The organism is Pseudarthrobacter woesei (assembly GCF_055412745.1).
Genome location: NZ_JBVAYU010000001.1, coordinates 229651 through 246619, shown reverse-complemented (window position 1 = coordinate 246619; position 16969 = coordinate 229651). Strand labels below are relative to the sequence as shown.

Here is a 16969-nt window from a genome sequence, read left to right as displayed (position 1 = left end):
GAACTAGTTGAGCTGGAACACGGCCTTGGGGGAGGTCTTGTTCGCCAGCCGTGCCGTGAACACGTAGTACGCACCGCCGGCTCCGGGCCGGGCCGCGATCGCCGCACAGCCCTGAACGGAGCGGTTTCGCTGCCAGGGGAAGTTCGCCGTCTCGCTCTGGCCCGGCGCGATAGTCTTCACGATGTCCGTGTTGTCCGACTGGCAGTCCGCGGAGGAGAAGATCCGGTCCGAGCCGCTGGCAATCAGGAACTCCATCTGCGAAGATCCGAGATTGACCTCGCACGGCACCCGGTTGCCGTTGGTCACCTTAAGGCTGAGCAGGGGGTTTTCGCCGGCGGCATAGGCAGGCTTGTCCGCTGCGGCAGTGACCGTCACAAGGTTCATGTCGCAGCCTTCCGTCTCCGACGGCATCGCCGGGGAACTGGCGGCCGCTTCCGGGCCCGCCGGTCCCGTTGGCTGGCCTTCCGGAGCCGCTACGCCCCCGTCCGGGAACTGCCCGGCGTTAATTACGCTGGATACGGAAGCGAAGCCCCCGACGGCGATCGCGACTACGAGCAGGAGAGCGGCACCCACGAACAGCCGGCGGCGGCGGAAGACGGGATTGACCGTTTTCCGGGCAGGTTTCCGGGCAGGCTTCCGCCCAGCTTTCCGCGGCGAGGTCCGTGAGGAGTGCCCGCCGGCGGAAACCTTCGGCCGAGAACCGTGACTTCCTGAATCGCCTTGCCTGCCCATCCTCCTAGGCTAGAGAACCGCGCCGGGTATGGGGCCCTCCCACGCCGCGGGCGGACTGTGGCCCTCATCTATTACGCTTACTTGCATCAAAGCTCTAGCCGATTCTCCCGCCGTCCGTGCTGCCAACCCGGAAAGCGATCCCGCAGGCCCGGGCGCAGGCGTCCGCAACAGCGAACCCGGCGGGGACGCGCTGGCCGGCCTTCATGCGGCCCTGGACGCGTGGTTTGAGTCGAACGCACGGACGCTGCCGTGGCGGGCTGCAGAGTGCACCCCCTGGGGTGTGCTGGTCAGCGAGGTCATGCTCCAGCAGACACCAGTGGTGCGCGTCCTGCCGGTCTGGGAGGAGTGGCTGCGGCGCTGGCCGGAGCCGGCGGATCTGGCCCGGGTACCCGCGGGTGAGGCTGTCCGATCCTGGGGCCGGCTTGGCTATCCGCGGCGGGCCCTTCGGCTGCACGCGGCCGCCGTCAGGATCGGAGCCCACCATGGCGGAAAGGTTCCGGGCACGTATCCGGAACTGCTGGAGCTGCCCGGAGTGGGCGGCTACACGGCGGCGGCCGTCGCCGCCTTCGCCTTCGGGCGGCGCGAAACAGTGGTGGACACCAATATCCGCCGTGTCCACGCCCGGCTGTTTTCCGGTTCCGCGCTTCCCTCGCAGGCGCTGACCGCCGCTGAGATGCGGCTGGCCGCAAAGACGCTGCCGGCCGACGTCGGAGCCTCCGTTCGCTGGAACGCGGCCGTCATGGAGCTCGGGGCGCTCATCTGCACGGCGCGGTCACCGAAGTGTGCGGAATGCCCGGTCCGCAGTTCCTGTGCCTGGCTCGCGGCCGGTGAGCCGCCGCCGACGTACACCCCCAAGGGGCAGTCGTGGCACGGAACGGACCGTCAGGTGCGGGGCGCCGTGATGGCGGTGCTCCGAGTCGCCGAGTCCCCCGTCGCGCCGGAGTTGTTCCAGCGGGCCCCGGCGGATCTCGGCTTTGAACCGCTTGGGATCAGCATTCCGCTGGCCGCCCTGCACCGGCTCAATTCGGCTCCTGAACAGCTCGAACGAGCGTTGGCCGGCCTGCTCAACGACGGCCTGGCAGAGCTGCATCCCGGCGGCTTCCGGCTCCCCGCCTGAGCATCGTGGCCCGCGGAACCGCGGCACCCTAGCTGGGCGCGCCTGCCGGAACTACCCTGAAGCATGCGCAAGTTCGTGGCGATCGTGGCTCTGATCTGTACCGCGTTGCCGGCAGCCGGGTGCCAGCCGGAAACGGCCTGCCCGGCGATCGCCCAGGCGCAGGTGGTCGCGCTCACCGTGGCCCAGGACTACGCCGCCTCGGTCAGGACCGTCCATCTGAAGGCGTGCCAGGAGGGCCGCTGCACCGAGGCGGCGCTGGAGCTATTCCCCGGCAGCACCACCGTGGACCAGGGCTGCGAGCCCGGCCCCTACGGCGGCGACCGCCCCTGTTCGGCAACCTCTTCCCCGGACGGCACCCTCACCGGAATGCTGATGTTTGAGCCGCTGGGCGACTCGCCCATCGAGGCGACCTCCACCGGGACCGACGCCAATGGCCTCCCCCTGCCGGTCCGGACCCTGACGTTCACCCCGCGGGTGGCTTACCCCTACGGCGAGCAGTGCGGCCGGTTCATCACGGCCGGCGTCGTGCTCGACGCGGACGGCCTCCGGCAGGCGCCCTAGCCGCCCCGGAAGGCGAGCGGCGGAGCACGGCGACGAGTCGAGAAAGGCGAACAAATGAACACGCAGAACATCGGCCGCTGGATCCGCGCCGGGCTGTGGACCATCCCCCTCGCCGGCCTGGTCACCGCCTGGGCCACGCTTGAGCTGCAGCCCGACCAGGAGCGGGACCCGGACGCCTGGGCGCGGTTTGTCAGCTCAGACTCCTACCAGTTCAGCCACCTGTTCGGCGGTACGGTAGGCGCCATCCTCGCTATTTTCGGCGTCTTCGCCCTGGGCTGCTGCCTGGCAAACACCCGGGTGGGGCGCCTGGCGCTGGCGGCAATGGTCATCACGGTCGCCGGCACCGCCCTGCTACTGGTGCCCGCGGTGATCTCAACCTTCGCCCTGCCCGCGATCGGGAAGGCCTACCTGGGCGGAAACGGGGACGTCATGCGGCTGGAGTTCCCGGCCGCCATGTCGGCTTCGATCCTGCTGGGCCTCCTGCTTGCCTTCCTCGGCAATGTGCTGCTGGGGATTGCGGTGTGGGGCTCCCATACGCTGCCGCGCTGGGCCGGGGTGGTCTGGGTTGCCGGCGCGGTGTTGTTCTACGTCCTGGGCGTCGTACTGGGGCAGGCGACGACGGGAAGCAGCCTGCCGACCCAGACGGCCGGGGCCTTGCTGATGGCGGCTGCCGGCGGATGGATTGCCTGGCGTGTGGCACGGCAGGGCGCGCAGGCACCCGACCCGGCCGCGGCGCTGACCGGCTGATGCTCCGATCCTACGGTTCACCGAAGCCGGCCTTGATCAGCCCGCCCAGATAGCCCACAGCTTTCGTGGCGTCCGGGCCGCTGGCCTCGACGTGCAGCACCGCACCCTTGGCAGCACCAAGCATCATGAGTTCCGTCATGGAGGCGCCGTCGACGCCGTTGATGGTCACATCGGCGTCCATGCCGGACAGTCCGCCGGCGATTTTCGCCGCGGGGCGTGCGTGCATGCCGGCCTGGTTGATGAGCTCGAAATCGCCCATGGCGTCCGGCGGCTGCTGGTGCTCGTGGCCGGGGACCACCGGGTGGGCGGGCGGGCGGTAGACGGCCTCGGCGGCTTCCTTCACCGCGCCGGCGTCGGCTCCGGTCTGGGCGGCCACGGCGGCAGCGACCAGCCCCTCCACGAGCGGTGCATCGGCCAGCAGCACGGAGCCGGGGCCGGCCAGGAATTCCACCGCCGATTCGGCCGTCATCACGGCCGAGCCCAGGTCCGTGAGCACAACAACGCCGTCAGGACCCGCAGCCTTTTCCAGCGCCGCCATCACCCGTTCCAGGCTCGTGCCGATCCGGCCGTCGTCGGTGCCTCCGGCGGGCAGGATCATGACGTCCGGCGCCATCTGCGCGGCCAGTTCGGCTGCGCCGTCGGCGATCTTTTCGCTGTGTGAAACGACGACTAGCCGTACCGTCATTCGGCTGCCCCGGCAGCGGCGCGCAGGATCAGGGCACTGGAGACGGCGCCCGGGTCCCGGTGGCCGATGCTGCGCTCCCCCAGGTAGCTGGCGCGCCCCTTGCGGGCAAGCATCGGATCGGTGGACACGGCCCCGGCTTCGGCGGCCTCCGCGGCGGCCACCAGGACCTTGCGGACGTCACCGTTGCCGGCCGCGGCAGCGGCTGCCTCGATCGCCGGGGTCCAGGCGTCCACCATGGTCTTGTCGCCGGACTCGGCCTTTCCACGGGCCACGATGCCGTCGCGCGCGGCCTGCAGTGCAGTCGCCAGTGTCGCGGCGTCGACGTCGGCCGTGTCCCCCAGAGCCGTGGAAGCACGAAGGAATGCAGTGCCGTAGAGCGGGCCGGCGGCTCCCCCCACCTTCGACATCAGGGTCATGGCCGTCAGCTTGAGCGCGGCCCCGGGGGTTTCCGGGGGCGACTCGGCGAGTTTGTCCATCACCGCCCGGAAGCCCCGGTCCATGTTCTCGCCGTGGTCCGAGTCGCCGATTGGCCGGTCCAGTTCAATGAGTTCGACCCTGTGCTCCGACATGGCCTGCGCGGATAGGGTCAGCCACCGCACCGCCCAGCTGACGTCCAAGCCCACGGTCAGACGCCCCAGCGGAGGGCCGCCGTGTGGACCGGCGCGTCCCAGAGTGCCGTCATCTCGTCGTCCAGCCGCAGGACGGTGATGGAACAACCCTGCATTTCAAGGGCGGTGATGTAGTTGCCCACGAGCGAGCGCGCCACGGTGATGCCCTGCTCCGCCAGCTTCTGGGCGGCCCGGCGGTAGACGATGTACAGCTCGCTCTGCGGAGTGCCGCCCATCCCGTTCACGAACAGGAGCACCTTGTCACCGGAGGCGAGGCCGAGGTCGCTGACGACGGGGGCCAGCAGCCGGTCCGTGATGCCGTCTGCGTTTTCCATCGGGATCTTGTGCCGGCCAGGCTCGCCGTGAATGCCGATACCGATCTCGATCTCGTTCTCTTCAAGTTCAAAGCTGGGCACCCCGGCATGCGGCACGGTGCAGGCGGATAACGCCACGCCCATGCTGCGGACATTCTGGTTGACGCGGTCACCGATGGCGGCGACGGCGTCGAGGTTGTCGCCGCGCTCGGCAGCCGCACCGGCGATCTTCTCCACCAGCACCGTGCCACCCACACCGCGCCGCCCTGCGGTGTACAGCGAGTCCTCCACCGCGACGTCGTCGTTGACGAGGACCGTGCGGACCTCCACGCCTTCGGCCTGCGCCAGTTCGGCCGCGGTCTCGAAGTTGAGCACGTCGCCGGTGTAGTTCTTGACGATATGGACGACGCCGGCGCCTGAGTCCACGGCCAGCGTGGCCGGAAGGATCTGGTCCGGGGTGGGCGAGGTGAACACGGCACCCGGGACCGCGGCGTCGAGCATTCCCATCCCGACATAGCCGCCGTGCAGCGGCTCATGGCCGCTGCCTCCGCCGGAGACCAGCCCTACCTTTCCCGCCACCGGCGCATCTTTGCGGACGATGTACTTGGGGTCGGCGAAGACGGTCACGAGGTCGGCATGCACAAGCCCGAAGCCCTCCACTGACTCGTCGACCACGGCGCGGGGATCATTGATGAGCTTCTTCATGGCGGTGCTCCCTGGATGGTGTCCTGGCTGCTTGCTTAGACCCTACTACCGGGGCCGTGCCAGCGAAAGGCTCCAGATTCGAACGGCCTAAGCGGACCCTCAGCGCGTCCGGACCGCCGTGTTTCCGGGGCATGGCCGGCCCGGACGTCACACCTCCGGCCCGCCGGCGGCTTCTAGAGGGATTTGATCATCCGGGTGTTGCCAAGGGTGTTCGGCTTCACCCGTGCCAGGTCCAGGAACTCGGCCACACCCTCGTCGTGGGATCGCAGCAGTTCGGAATACACCACCGGGTCGACGGCGGATTGGTCCGCCATGACGTCGAAGCCGTGTTTCCTGAAGAAGTCCACCTCGAAGGTCAGGCAGAAGACGCGGGAAACCCCCAGGGCCCGCGCATCGTCCAGGAGCCGCTCCACCAGCACGTGCCCCACGCCTTTGCCGCGCCAGGCATCGGACGCCGCAAGGGTGCGCACCTCGGCCAGGTCCTCCCACATGACGTGGAGCGCCCCGCAGCCGATCACCCCGCCGTCGGGCGCTTCGGCAATCCGGAACTCCTGCAGGCTTTCGTAGTAGGCCACGGTCTCCTTGGCCATGAGGATCCGTTGATCGGCCAGCGGCGCCACCAACGCCTTGATGGCTGCAACATCGCTGGTGCGGGCAGGGCGGATGCGGATCGACTCAGTCACAGCCCAATCTTACGGGCGAGCCTGTCGCGCCCCGGCCCGGCCCCAACTAACTCGCAGTTAAGGGCCGTTTTGAGCGCCCATAACGGCCCCTGCTGCGAGTCAGCGGGGGAAGGATGGAAGGTCAGAGACCAAGTTCGGCGGGCACGGGCAGGTCCTTGTCCAGGAGGTGCCTGGCGAGGAAGTGCTCCACGACGCCGTACCAGATTTTGGCGTGCTGCGGCTGCAGGATCCAGTGGTTCTCGTCCGGGAAGTACAGGAAGCGGTGGTCGGTTTCGCCGTTCTCGTCGGCCGCCAGCTGCGATTTGGAGAGCAGTTCGTACCAGAGGCGCAGGCCCTCGCCGATGGGGACGCGGTAGTCCTTGTCGCCGTGGATGACGAGCATGGGGGTGCTGATGTTCTCCACGTGCAGGTGCGGGGAGTTCTCAAGCGCCATGTCGGCCGTCATTTCCTTGAGCCAGTACTGCGCGGCGTCGGTGGTGGGGCCGAACTGGTCCAGCGCCCAGAGGCTGGCGTGCGTGACGATCGCCTTGAACCGGTCCGTGTGGCCGGCCACCCAGTTGGCCATGTAGCCGCCGAAGGAGCCGCCCATCGCAGCCGTGCGGGTCTCGTCGATGTCCGGCCGCTGCACCACGGCATCGGTGATGGCCATCAGATCGGTGAACGGAGCCTTGCCCCATTCACCCCAGCCGCGCTGGATGTGGTGCTGGCCGTAACCGGTGGACAGCGCCGGGTCCGGCAGGAGCACGGCGTAGCCGCGGGCCACGAGCAGCCACGGGTTCCAGCGCCATGTCCAGGCGTTCCAGGATCCGAGCGGGCCGCCGTGGATCCACAGCAGGAGCGGTGCCGGATTCCCGGCGGAGGCGCCGTCGGGGAGGGCCAGGTACGCCGGCACCCGGGTGCCGTCGGCCGCCGTCGTCTCCACCCGTTCCAGCGCGCCCTGGTAGCGCGGGCGTTCCGCGGGGGCCGGAAGCCGGGCGACGGCGCCGCTGGCGAGGCTTATCCGGACGGCTTCGGCGGGGAACGCGTAGGAACTGCGCAGCGCAAAGGCGCTGCGGCCGTCCGGGGAGATGACGACGTCGGTGTAGGCCGCCGCATCTGCCGTCAGCCGGGTGACGCGGCCGGTTCCGCCGGCCTCCCCGGACACGGTGATGCGGAAGACCGGTGAGGCGCCGTCCTCGTCGGCCGTGACGAGAATGGCGGAGCCGTCCGGCAGCCAGGCCGCGGGGCGGGGCCAGCGGTCCCAGTCGCGGGCCAGCGGTGTCAGGGCGTTTTCCGCTGCCGCATCGGACACATCGAGCAGGTGCAGCCTGACCTGCGGGGCCGCAAACGGGGTGGTGTCGCTCTCACTGAGTACCACAAGGGTACGGTTGTCCGGGCTGACCGGCCCCGGGAAGTAGCTCAGCCCTTCGGTGTCCAGCAGCACCTTTCGGGTGCCGGTGGCGGCGTCGATCGCGACCAGCACGGACCGCGAATTGGCGTTGGCGAGCGGCTTGTTGAAGCTGCTGTAGATGGTCTTCCCGTCGGGGCTGACCACGGGATCCGCATCCCGGAGACCGTTGCCGGCGTCGGGAGTCAGGTTGCGGAGCGTGGCCGGCGCGGCGGCGTCAACGGTGGCTGGCCTGCCCGGCTCCTGCTCCCCGCCCGGTTCGACGGCGAACAGCCGCGGCTGGGCGGGTCCCAGATCGGCGTCCCAGTAGCGCACGGGATAGCCGCTGTGCAGGATGGCGGCGACCTTGTTGTCCTTGCGGGCCTTGCGGCGCTCCCCGTCATTGTCTTCATCGGTGGAACCCCCCAGCACGGAGGCAGCCACGAACACGGCCTCGGCTTCCTTGGCGGCCAGGACCGCGCTGACGCCGCCGCCGCGCGAGAGCACCACCCGCGCCTCTCCGCCACCTGCGGCGAGCATCCACAGGGCGTTGACCGGGTCGGCGTCGGGGCTCTCCGGATCCGGGCGGGCGGAGGTGAAGTAGAGGTCGCCGCTGGCGGCGAAGACGGCTCCGACCTCCCCCTTTGCGCTGCGGGTAATCCTGCGGGCCTGTTTGAGGCCTTCAGGATCCAGCTCCCACAGGGCTGTTCCATATTCGGTGCCTTTGGCATTGAGGGTGGCCACGGTGGTGACCAGGCGGCCGCCGTCGGGGCTCAGGGCCAGGCCGCTTACCCTCGGGATGGCGAGGTAATGGTCCAGATCATGGAAGGGTGTCTCGGGTTTTTCGCTCAGGGTCTCTGAACCGATGGAAGCCATGCACCGATTCAACACCCCTTAGCGCGGTGGATCACATCAAGTTCACTCAGAGTGAAACAGTGCTTTCACACCGGCTCAGGGCTGGGCCTACGTCGCGCCTATCCATGTGCGCAGTGCCGAAAGGAGGTGCCTGGCGTCAGACAAGACAAAGACCCCGCCTGCCTTTTCAGGAAGCCGGAGCCTTTGAATCGGTGCTTAGACGCTCGGAGCGATCTCCGGGATGCGCGGCTTGCTGGTGCCTGCAAAGGTGAACTTGGCGTCGTCGCCTTCGCCTTCAACACCCACCACGACAATGTCGCCCGCGTTGATCTCGCCGAACAGGATCCTCTCGGAGAGCTGGTCCTCGATCTCGCGCTGGATAGTGCGGCGCAGCGGCCGGGCACCCATGGCGGGATCGTAGCCGCGGGTTGCCAGCAGCACCTTGGCCGCAGACGTGAGCTCGATGCCCATGTCCTTGTCCTTGAGGCGCTTCTCCAGCCGGCCAACGAACATGTCCACGATCTCGATGATCTCGTCCTGGGTCAGCTGCGGGAAGACCACAACGTCGTCAACACGGTTCAGGAACTCGGGGCGGAAATGCTGCTTGAGCTCCTCCGTGACACGGGCCCGCATCCGGTTGTAGCCGGTCTGCGTGTCCGTGCCGGACTGGAAGCCGGTGGCAACGCTCTTGGAGATGTCCCGGGTGCCGAGGTTCGTGGTCATGATGATCACGGTGTTCTTGAAGTCCACCACGCGGCCCTGGGAGTCGGTCAGCCGGCCGTCTTCCAGAATCTGCAGCAGCGAGTTGAAGAGGTCGGCGTGGGCCTTCTCCACTTCGTCGAACAGGACCACGGAGAACGGACGACGTCGGACCTTCTCGGTCAGCTGTCCGCCTTCCTCGTAGCCCACATAGCCCGGAGGGGCACCGAAGAGACGGGAAACCGTGTGCTTCTCCGAGTACTCGGACATGTCCAGGGTGATCAGCGCGTCTTCTTCGCCGAACAGGAACTCGGCAAGGGCCTTGGCCAGCTCGGTCTTGCCGACGCCCGTGGGGCCGGCGAAGATGAACGAGCCGCCCGGACGCTTCGGGTCCTTGAGGCCTGCACGGGTACGGCGGATCGCCTGGGACAGGGACTTGATAGCCTCGTCCTGGCCGACGACACGCTTGTGCAGTTCGTCTTCCATCTTCAGCAGGCGCGAGGACTCTTCCTCGGTCAGCTTGAAGACCGGGATGCCGGTGGAGTTCGCCAGCACCTCGGCGATGAGTTCCTCATCAACCTCGGAGATGTCGTCCATGCCGCCGGTCTTCCACTGGCGTTCCTTCTCGGCCCGCTCGGCAATGAGCTTCTGCTCCTTGTCGCGCAGCGAGGCGGCGCCTTCGAAGTCCTGCGCGTCAATCGCGGATTCCTTCTCGAGCTTCATGGCGGCGATCTTCTCGTCCATGACCTTGAGCTCCGGCGGGGCGGTCATCCGGCGGATGCGCAGCCTGGCGCCGGCCTCGTCGATCAGGTCGATCGCCTTGTCCGGCAGGAACCGGTCCGAGATGTAGCGTTCGGACAAACTCGCGGCTGCCGCGAGGGCGCCGTCGGTAATGGTGACGCGGTGGTGTGCCTCGTACCGGTCCCGGAGGCCCTTGAGGATCTCGATCGTGTGTACGACGGAGGGTTCCTTGACCTGGATCGGCTGGAAGCGGCGTTCCAGGGCAGCATCCTTCTCGATGTGCTTCCGGTATTCATCCAGTGTGGTGGCACCGATGGTCTGGAGCTCGCCGCGGGCCAGCATGGGCTTCAGGATAGAGGCCGCATCGATGGCACCTTCGGCAGCACCGGCACCCACGAGGGTGTGGATTTCATCGATGAACAGGATGATGTCGCCGCGGGTGCGGATCTCCTTGAGGACCTTCTTGAGGCGCTCTTCGAAGTCGCCGCGGTAGCGGGAGCCGGCCACCAGGGACCCGAGGTCCAGGGTATACAGCTGCTTGTCCTTGATGGTCTCCGGGACGTCGCCGCGGACAATCGCCTGGGCGAGGCCTTCGACGACGGCGGTCTTGCCGACGCCGGGCTCACCAATCAACACCGGGTTGTTCTTGGTGCGGCGGGACAGGATCTGCATGACGCGTTCCATCTCGGATTCGCGACCGATGACAGGGTCCAGCTTGTTTTCGCGGGCAGCCTGGGTCAGGTTGCGGCCGAACTGGTCCAGAACCACCGAACCGGCAGGGGTGCCTTCGGCCTGGCCGGGGCCAACACCGGCGCCGGTGGTTTCCTTGCCCTGGTAACCCGAGAGCAGCTGGATCACCTGCTGGCGGACACGGTTGAGGTCCGCACCGAGCTTGACCAGCACCTGGGCGGCAACACCTTCACCCTCGCGGATGAGGCCGAGCAGGATGTGCTCGGTGCCGATGTAGTTATGGCCGAGCTGCAGGGCCTCGCGCAGCGAGAGCTCCAGCACCTTCTTGGCGCGCGGCGTGAAGGGGATGTGGCCGGACGGGGCCTGCTGGCCCTGGCCGATGATCTCCTGTACCTGCTCGCGGACGCCGTCGAGCGAAATGCTCAAGGACTCGAGGGCTTTGGCGGCAACACCTTCACCTTCATGGATCAGACCCAAGAGGATGTGTTCGGTACCAATGTAATTGTGGTTCAGCATGCGTGCCTCTTCTTGGGCAAGCACAACTACGCGACGGGCACGGTCCGTAAATCGCTCAAACATTTCGCCACACTCCTAGCTACGACGTACTTTGATGCTACGTGGCTGGCTTCCAGATTGGGTGCTTGTTCGCCACAGGGGAAACCGGGGCGCAACACCCGCGTCACACAGGGACCAGGCGGCGGCCCGCTCGCGGTGCCCGCGCGGGCGGCGCGGGCGGAACGAGTGCGGTTACCGGCGTCGGCGTCGTCCGCAACAGTGTCGGCGTCGTCGGCAACAGTGTCGGCGTCGTCCGCAACAGTGTCGGCGTCGTCGGCGTCGTTCGCTAACAAAAGGCCTTCCGCTTAACCCGCGATGCCCCGGCCCGAAGGCAGGGGCATCGTTGTTACAGCGGCGCCAGCCTAGGAATTCGCCTTTTGGTAGGCTTCCTGAATTTCGGCCTGGATACGGCCGCGGCTGTTTACCGCATAGCCGTTGTCGCGGGCCCACTGACGGATCTGGGCAGAATCCTGATTCCGGCCGGTCGATATTTTGGTGCGCGTGGCGCGGCCGCTGGAAGTCTTGCGTGCATGTGAAACAAAGCGCTCAACTGCAGAGCGGAGTTCTGCAGCATTGTCCGACGACAGGTCAATTTCGTAGCTGACGCCATCGAGGCCGAACCGGACTGTCTCGTCCGCGGATCCGCCATCCAGATCATCGACGAGGATGATTCTAACCTTCTGTGCCATTTAAAGACTCTCTTTCCAATAAGGACGAGGATTTAGAAAAGCATGATGTATCTGCTTAAAGTATCCTCCGCTTTACGGCAGTGAGTCAAAGCGGTAAAGATTTTCTAAAGGAAATCCAAAGGATGGAATAGGGCGCTATTTGTTCAGGCCAGTGGAATGGCCGTCGCCGGGGCCGGAATCCGTCTTCCGGGCCTTTCCTTCGGCTTCTGCCTGGGCGCGCGCTTCGGCCTGGCGCTCCGATTTGTCCGCATTGAAAATCGATTTCATCGCGAACCAGAAGATTAGGCCGACGACGACGGACGGCAACAATACGGCGATGTATTCCACGGTCAGTGTCCTTCGGGCTTCAGGAGGGGGAACAGGATGGTCTCGCGGATGCCTGCGCCGGTGAAGAGCATGACCAACCGGTCGATGCCTAGGCCGATTCCGCCCATGGGCGGGGCGCCGTATTCCAGCGCGCGGAGGAAGTCCTCGTCCAGCTGCATGGCCTCGACGTCGCCGGCGGCGGAGCGGCGGGACTGCTCGGTGAGCCGTTCGCGCTGGATCACCGGGTCGATCAGTTCGGAGAAGGCCGTGCCACGCTCCATGCCGCCGATAATGAGGTCCCAGGCCTCGATCAGCCGGTCATCCTCGCGGTGCTGGCGGGCCAGCGGCTGCGCGGAGGGCGGGTAGTCGTAGACGAAGGTGGGGTTGAGCAGGGTCGGCTCGACGAGTTCGCCAAAGAGCTCCACCACGAGCTTCTCGGCGTCCCAGTTGGCATCGACCTTGACCTCGTGTCTGGCGGCGATGGCCAGCAGCTCCGAGGCGGTGGTTTCCGGGGTGACTTCCCGGCCCACGGCTTCCGAAAGTCCCGGGTACACCGCCATCCAGGCCCAGTCGCCGTCGAGGTTGATCTCGCCGGCTTCGGTCTGCAGCACACGGCCCACCCCGGCGGCGTCGGCGGCGTCGAGGATGAGTTCCTTGATCCGGTCCGCCATAACGAACTGGTCGGCCCAGGCCTCGTAGCTCTCCAGCGTAGTGAATTCCGGGCTGTGGGTGGAGTCCACGCCTTCGTTGCGGAACACTCGGCCCATGTCGTAGACGCGGTCGATCCCGCCGACGACGGTGCGCTTGAGGTACAGCTCGGTGGCGATGCGCAGTGTCATCTTCTGGTCGAAGGCGTTCATGTGAGTCTCGAACGGGCGGGCCGTGGCGCCGCCGTGGATCAGCTGCAGCATCGGGGTTTCCACTTCGACGTAGCCTTGTCGGTGCAGGGTTTCGCGGATTGAGCGGGTGATCGCGGCCCGGGTATAGACCATTTCGCGGGCCTCGTCGCGGACGATGAGGTCCACGTAACGCTGGCGGACGCGGGTTTCCTCGTTGAGCTCGGCGTGCAGCACGGGAAGCGGGCGGAGCGCCTTGGACGCCATGGACCAGGACCCGGCCATAACGGAGAGCTCTCCACGGCGGGAGGAGATGACCTCGCCCTTGATGAAGACGTGGTCGCCCAGGTCCACGATTGCCTTCCAGTCGGCGAGCGCCTCCTCGCCGATGTTGGCCAGGCTCAGCATGACCTGCAGCCGAATGGCCTTGCCGCCCACGCCGCCCTCCTGGAGGGTGGCGAAGCAGAGCTTGCCGGTGTTGCGGATGAAGACGATGCGGCCGGTCACGCCGACGATGTCGCCGGTGGTTTCGTCGGGCTCGAGGTGCCCGTACTTCTCACGGATTTCACCCAGTGAATGTGTGCGCTCAACACCCACCGGATACGCCTCGATGCCGCGCTCGATCAGCTTGGCGCGCTTCTCCATCCGGATACGCGTCTGCTCGCTGGCGTCGTGGTGCTCGGCGGCGGTGTTCGGGGCGGGGGTGTTTTGGGAAGTCACAATCCCCAAGTTTACCGGGAGATCAGGCCGCCCGGTTTCTGCCCGGCCTGCACCGCTCAGCACCGGCCCGGGACGTGGTTCGGAACCAGGCAGCCGGGCGTCGTCGTCGTGCACGGGACCGGCTCCACCGGCAGCGGCCCAAGCCGGGACGCCGGGGCCGGGCCGTAGAATCGGTGGGCGACCCTTTCGAAAGGACCCACTTGGCCAAGCTCTACTTCCGCTACGGCGCGATGAACTCCGGCAAGTCAACGGGCCTGCTGCAGGCCGCCTTCAACTATGAGGAACGGGGCCAGCGGGTCCTGCTGGCCAAGCCGGACGTCGACACCAAGGGTGATTCCGACGTCGTGTCCCGCCTGGGCATGACCCGCTCGGTGGACTTCCTGATCCCGGCCGGGGCATCCGCCCGGGAGCTGTTCTCCGCCCATGCGCACGGCGACGATCCCGATGCCCTGGTGGAGCACGTCGACACGCAGCCCGTGGCGTGCCTGCTGGTGGACGAGGCGCAGTTCCTTGAACCAACCCAGGTGGACGATCTCTTCCGCATCGCAGTCCTGGACCAGGTCCCGGTGCTCGCCTACGGCATCCGCACGGACTTCCGGACCCGGGCGTTCCCGGGCTCGCTCCGGCTCCTGGAGATTGCGCACACCCTTGAGGAACTCAAGACGATCTGCCGCTGCGGCCGCAAGGCCATCTTCAATACCCGCCGGGCGGGTGAGACGGTGGTGTTCGACGGCGACCAGATCGCCATCGACGGCCAGGACGTCCGGTACGAGTCGCTCTGCGGCTCCTGCTATCTCGAGGTCTCCGGCGGGCGGCTGGGCGGCTAGCCGGATCCGGCGGCAGCGGTGAGCTACTACGCCGTAGCTGCGGCCTCGGTTAGGCTCGGAGCATGACCCGCGAGAACATCAGAACCCCCGACGGCGGAACCATCGAGCTTTTCAGCACGGGTGCCGAGCTTGCCTCGGCGGGCTCCGGCGTCGTCGTCGTGCCGGCCTCCATGGTGACTGCCGCAGACTACACCCGCTTCGCGCAGAAACTCAGCGCTTCCCTGGGCCACCCGGTCCACACCTTCAACCGGCGCGGTCGAGGCTCCTCCTCTCCGCAGCCGGAGGACTACACCCTCGATGTGGACATCCACGACCTGGACGCGGTGATGAAGCACACCTCCAGCACCGACGTCTTCGGGCACAGTTTCGGCGGCGCGGTGGCACTGCATGCCGCCCGCACCCTCCCGGTGGAACGCCTCGCCGTTTACGACCCCGCGGTGTCCGTCAACCACAGCGTCACGGCGGACTGGACCACCGACTACGAGCGTGCGACGGCGGCCGGCGAGGACGACCGGGCCCTCGCCGTCCTGCTCAAGGGCCTCGAGACCGGCCGCGCCCTGTCCCGGATGCCGCTGTCCATGCTGACCCTGGCCAACAAGCTCGCCTCCGGTACCCCGATCGGCAAGCAGATGCGCGAGCTCATGAAGACCGGCGTCCGCGAGATCAAGGCGATCATCGCAGCGGACATGCCGGCCGAGCCGTTCCTGGAACTGCCGCTGGAGACGCTGATTATTGTGGGCGAGAAGAGCCCTGCGTACTTCGGTGTGGCCTGCGCCCAGATCCACGAGGTGCTCTCCGGCTCCAGCTACACGATCCTGCCGGGCATGGGGCACGACGGCGTCAACAAGGCGCCGGACAAGCTCATCGCCGAACTGAGCGAGTTCTTCGCAAGCTAGGCCACACCGAAGCAACGCGGGGTCACTTAGCGCCCATTCCGGACCGGCCGACGGGCGCTAAGTGACCCCGCGTTGCGTTAATGGGTGGAAGGCTGCTCGGCTCCGGCGGTCTTGCGCATCAGGGTAGCCAGCACGACGGCGGCCACGGCGATGACGGACGCCGTCAGGAACGCCGCGTGCATGCCTGCGACGATTCCGGACGCCGCAGACACGACGGCGTAGATCGAGACCAGCAGCGCTGTCCCGGCGGCCCCGGCAACCTGCTGTAGGGTGCTCATGATCGCCGAACCGTGGGAGTAGAGGTGCGGCGGCAGCGGGTTCAGGCCGGTGGTGAACGCCGGAGTGAAAATCAGCGCCAGCCCCAGGCTCAGGCCCACGTGCAGCGCGATGATCCAGCCGACCGGCGTGGCCGCGTCCAGCCGGGAGAACTGGAACAGGGCCACCACCAGCAGCGACGAGCCCGTGACGGTCAGCGGCAGCGGGCCAACCCTGTCGAAGAGCCGGCCTATGAACGGGCCCAACAGTCCCATGGCGAGGCCGCCGGGCAGCAGGGTAAGGCCCGTCTCCAGCGACGTCAGCCCGCGGATCTCCTGCAGGTACAGGGGCAGCAGGATCACCGCGCCGAACAGTGCGATCATGGCGACCACGAGCAGCAGCACGGACACCGTGAACATCCGGAAGTTGAACGCGCGCAGGTCGAGCAGGGGCGCCTCGGACTTCTGCAGCTTCAGCTGCCGGAGCACAAACGCGACCAGGGCAATGACGCCCACGGCCAGTGCCGCCAGGGCGGGGGAACCGGACCCGCCCTGGCCTCCGCCGATCTGGCTTAGACCGTACACCAGGCCGCCGAACGCCGGAACGGTCAGCAGGACGGACAGGGCATCAAGCTTCGTCTTCTCTTTTTCGCCGATGTTGGTCAGGTACCGGGCGCCGATCGCGAACGCGGCGAGGGCAATCGGCAGGACAAAGACGAACATAAAGCGCCAGGAAAAGTGCTCCAGGATCAGGCCGGACACGGTGGGGCCCATGGCCGGAGCCACCGAGATGGCGATGCTCACGTTGCCCATCACGGCGCCGCGGCGGGAGACCGGGACGAGGGTCAGAATGGTCGTCATCAGCAGCGGCAGCATAATTGCCGTGCCGCCGGCCTGGACGATCCTGGCAAGCAGCAGGATTTCAAACCCCGGAGCCAGGGCGGCGAGAAGCGTGCCGCCGGAAAACAGGCCCATGGCCAGCATAAAGACGGCGCGGGTCGACAGCCGCTGCAGGATGAAGCCCGTCGTGGGGATCACCACAGCCATCGTGAGCATAAATCCGGTGGAAAGCCACTGCACGGTGGGCGCGCTGACCCCGAGATCCACCATCAGCCGCTGCAGCGCGACGTTCATGATGGTTTCGTTCAGGATCACCACAAAGGTGGCCACCAGCAGGGTGGCGATAATGGTGACCGATTCCCGGGACATCTTTGCCGGCGGCGCCGCGGGCTTCTTCCCGGCGCCCTGGGTCTGCGCGGCCCCTGCGGGATCGCCGTGGGCCTTTGAAGAGACGTCTGTAGACATAGGGCTTCCCTCTGGGAGTGCGAAAATGGGGTCCGGCGCGAGTAGCCGCCACTGCAGGCGACAACCGGCGATTCCCTG

The 16969-nt window shown here is 67.2% G+C and carries 16 protein-coding genes; 5 read left to right on the top strand and 11 right to left on the bottom strand.

From position 1 onward, the window contains the following. Nucleotides 1-3: 3 nt before the first annotated feature. Nucleotides 4-384 carry a hypothetical protein gene (locus ACZYZE_RS01195; RefSeq protein ID WP_463905771.1) on the bottom strand — a complete coding sequence of 127 codons (381 nt, stop codon included), beginning with the start codon at nucleotides 382-384 and terminating at the stop codon, nucleotides 4-6. Between the two features lie 376 nt (nucleotides 385-760). On the opposite strand from ACZYZE_RS01195, the gene ACZYZE_RS01190 reads away from it, so the two are divergent. The 3 genes from ACZYZE_RS01190 to ACZYZE_RS01180 all read left to right on the top strand — a co-directional run bounded on the left by ACZYZE_RS01190 (nucleotide 761) and on the right by ACZYZE_RS01180 (nucleotide 3157). Then, entirely contained in the window at nucleotides 761-1849 is a 1089-nt protein-coding gene (locus ACZYZE_RS01190) for an iron-sulfur binding domain-containing protein (RefSeq protein WP_498049628.1), read from the top strand. A 63-nt stretch (nucleotides 1850-1912) separates the two neighbouring features. Continuing rightward, on the top strand, nucleotides 1913-2410 hold the full coding sequence (locus ACZYZE_RS01185) for a hypothetical protein (RefSeq protein ID WP_463905769.1): 498 nt from the start codon (nucleotides 1913-1915) through the stop codon (nucleotides 2408-2410). A gap of 54 nt (nucleotides 2411-2464) precedes the next feature. Next, on the top strand, nucleotides 2465-3157 hold the full coding sequence (locus ACZYZE_RS01180) for a hypothetical protein (protein WP_459320025.1): 693 nt from the start codon (nucleotides 2465-2467) through the stop codon (nucleotides 3155-3157). A gap of 10 nt (nucleotides 3158-3167) precedes the next feature. On the opposite strand, the gene dhaM is transcribed toward ACZYZE_RS01180, so the two are convergent. The 9 genes from dhaM to lysS all read right to left on the bottom strand — a co-directional run bounded on the left by dhaM (nucleotide 3168) and on the right by lysS (nucleotide 13609). After that, nucleotides 3168-3842 (bottom strand): dihydroxyacetone kinase phosphoryl donor subunit DhaM, encoded by a 675-nt coding sequence (gene dhaM, locus ACZYZE_RS01175; protein ID WP_459320024.1) that lies wholly within the window; start codon nucleotides 3840-3842, stop codon nucleotides 3168-3170. Then, complete coding sequence (dhaL, locus tag ACZYZE_RS01170; protein WP_463905766.1) at nucleotides 3839-4465, bottom strand: dihydroxyacetone kinase subunit DhaL; 627 nt, start codon at nucleotides 4463-4465, stop codon at nucleotides 3839-3841. Before dhaL ends, dhaM begins: the two co-directional genes overlap by 4 nt. Nucleotides 4466-4467: 2 nt before the next feature. After that, nucleotides 4468-5469 carry a dihydroxyacetone kinase subunit DhaK gene (gene dhaK, locus ACZYZE_RS01165; protein ID WP_463905763.1) on the bottom strand — a complete coding sequence of 334 codons (1002 nt, stop codon included), beginning with the start codon at nucleotides 5467-5469 and terminating at the stop codon, nucleotides 4468-4470. A 173-nt stretch (nucleotides 5470-5642) separates the two neighbouring features. Next, nucleotides 5643-6152, bottom strand: a complete 510-nt coding sequence (locus tag ACZYZE_RS01160) for an amino-acid N-acetyltransferase (protein WP_459320021.1) — start codon at nucleotides 6150-6152, stop codon at nucleotides 5643-5645. 121 nt (nucleotides 6153-6273) lie between these two features. Further along, the gene (locus tag ACZYZE_RS01155; protein ID WP_463905761.1) at nucleotides 6274-8394 is read right to left on the bottom strand and encodes a prolyl oligopeptidase family serine peptidase; all 2121 of its coding nucleotides are present in this window, start codon (nucleotides 8392-8394) and stop codon (nucleotides 6274-6276) included. A 195-nt stretch (nucleotides 8395-8589) separates the two neighbouring features. Continuing rightward, on the bottom strand, nucleotides 8590-11082 hold the full coding sequence (locus ACZYZE_RS01150) for an ATP-dependent Clp protease ATP-binding subunit (protein WP_463905759.1): 2493 nt from the start codon (nucleotides 11080-11082) through the stop codon (nucleotides 8590-8592). A gap of 338 nt (nucleotides 11083-11420) precedes the next feature. Beyond that, nucleotides 11421-11747: a histone-like nucleoid-structuring protein Lsr2 gene (locus ACZYZE_RS01145; RefSeq protein ID WP_463905758.1), complete on the bottom strand. Its 327-nt coding sequence runs from the start codon at nucleotides 11745-11747 to the stop codon at nucleotides 11421-11423. A 135-nt stretch (nucleotides 11748-11882) separates the two neighbouring features. After that, nucleotides 11883-12074 (bottom strand): hypothetical protein, encoded by a 192-nt coding sequence (locus ACZYZE_RS01140; RefSeq protein WP_463905755.1) that lies wholly within the window; start codon nucleotides 12072-12074, stop codon nucleotides 11883-11885. Between the two features lie 2 nt (nucleotides 12075-12076). Beyond that, nucleotides 12077-13609, bottom strand: coding sequence for a lysine--tRNA ligase (gene lysS / locus ACZYZE_RS01135; RefSeq protein WP_463905753.1), 1533 nt, complete (start codon nucleotides 13607-13609; stop codon nucleotides 12077-12079). Nucleotides 13610-13809: 200 nt separating this feature from the next. On the opposite strand from lysS, the gene ACZYZE_RS01130 reads away from it, so the two are divergent. Both ACZYZE_RS01130 and ACZYZE_RS01125 read left to right on the top strand, forming a co-directional pair. Next, nucleotides 13810-14436 carry a thymidine kinase gene (locus ACZYZE_RS01130; RefSeq protein ID WP_463905751.1) on the top strand — a complete coding sequence of 209 codons (627 nt, stop codon included), beginning with the start codon at nucleotides 13810-13812 and terminating at the stop codon, nucleotides 14434-14436. A gap of 62 nt (nucleotides 14437-14498) precedes the next feature. Continuing rightward, on the top strand, nucleotides 14499-15332 hold the full coding sequence (locus ACZYZE_RS01125; protein ID WP_459319854.1) for an alpha/beta fold hydrolase: 834 nt from the start codon (nucleotides 14499-14501) through the stop codon (nucleotides 15330-15332). 77 nt (nucleotides 15333-15409) lie between these two features. Here ACZYZE_RS01125 and ACZYZE_RS01120 read toward each other — a convergent pair whose 3' ends face one another. Further along, nucleotides 15410-16891, bottom strand: coding sequence for a DHA2 family efflux MFS transporter permease subunit (locus tag ACZYZE_RS01120; protein ID WP_463905748.1), 1482 nt, complete (start codon nucleotides 16889-16891; stop codon nucleotides 15410-15412). Between the last annotated feature and the right edge of the window lie 78 nt (nucleotides 16892-16969).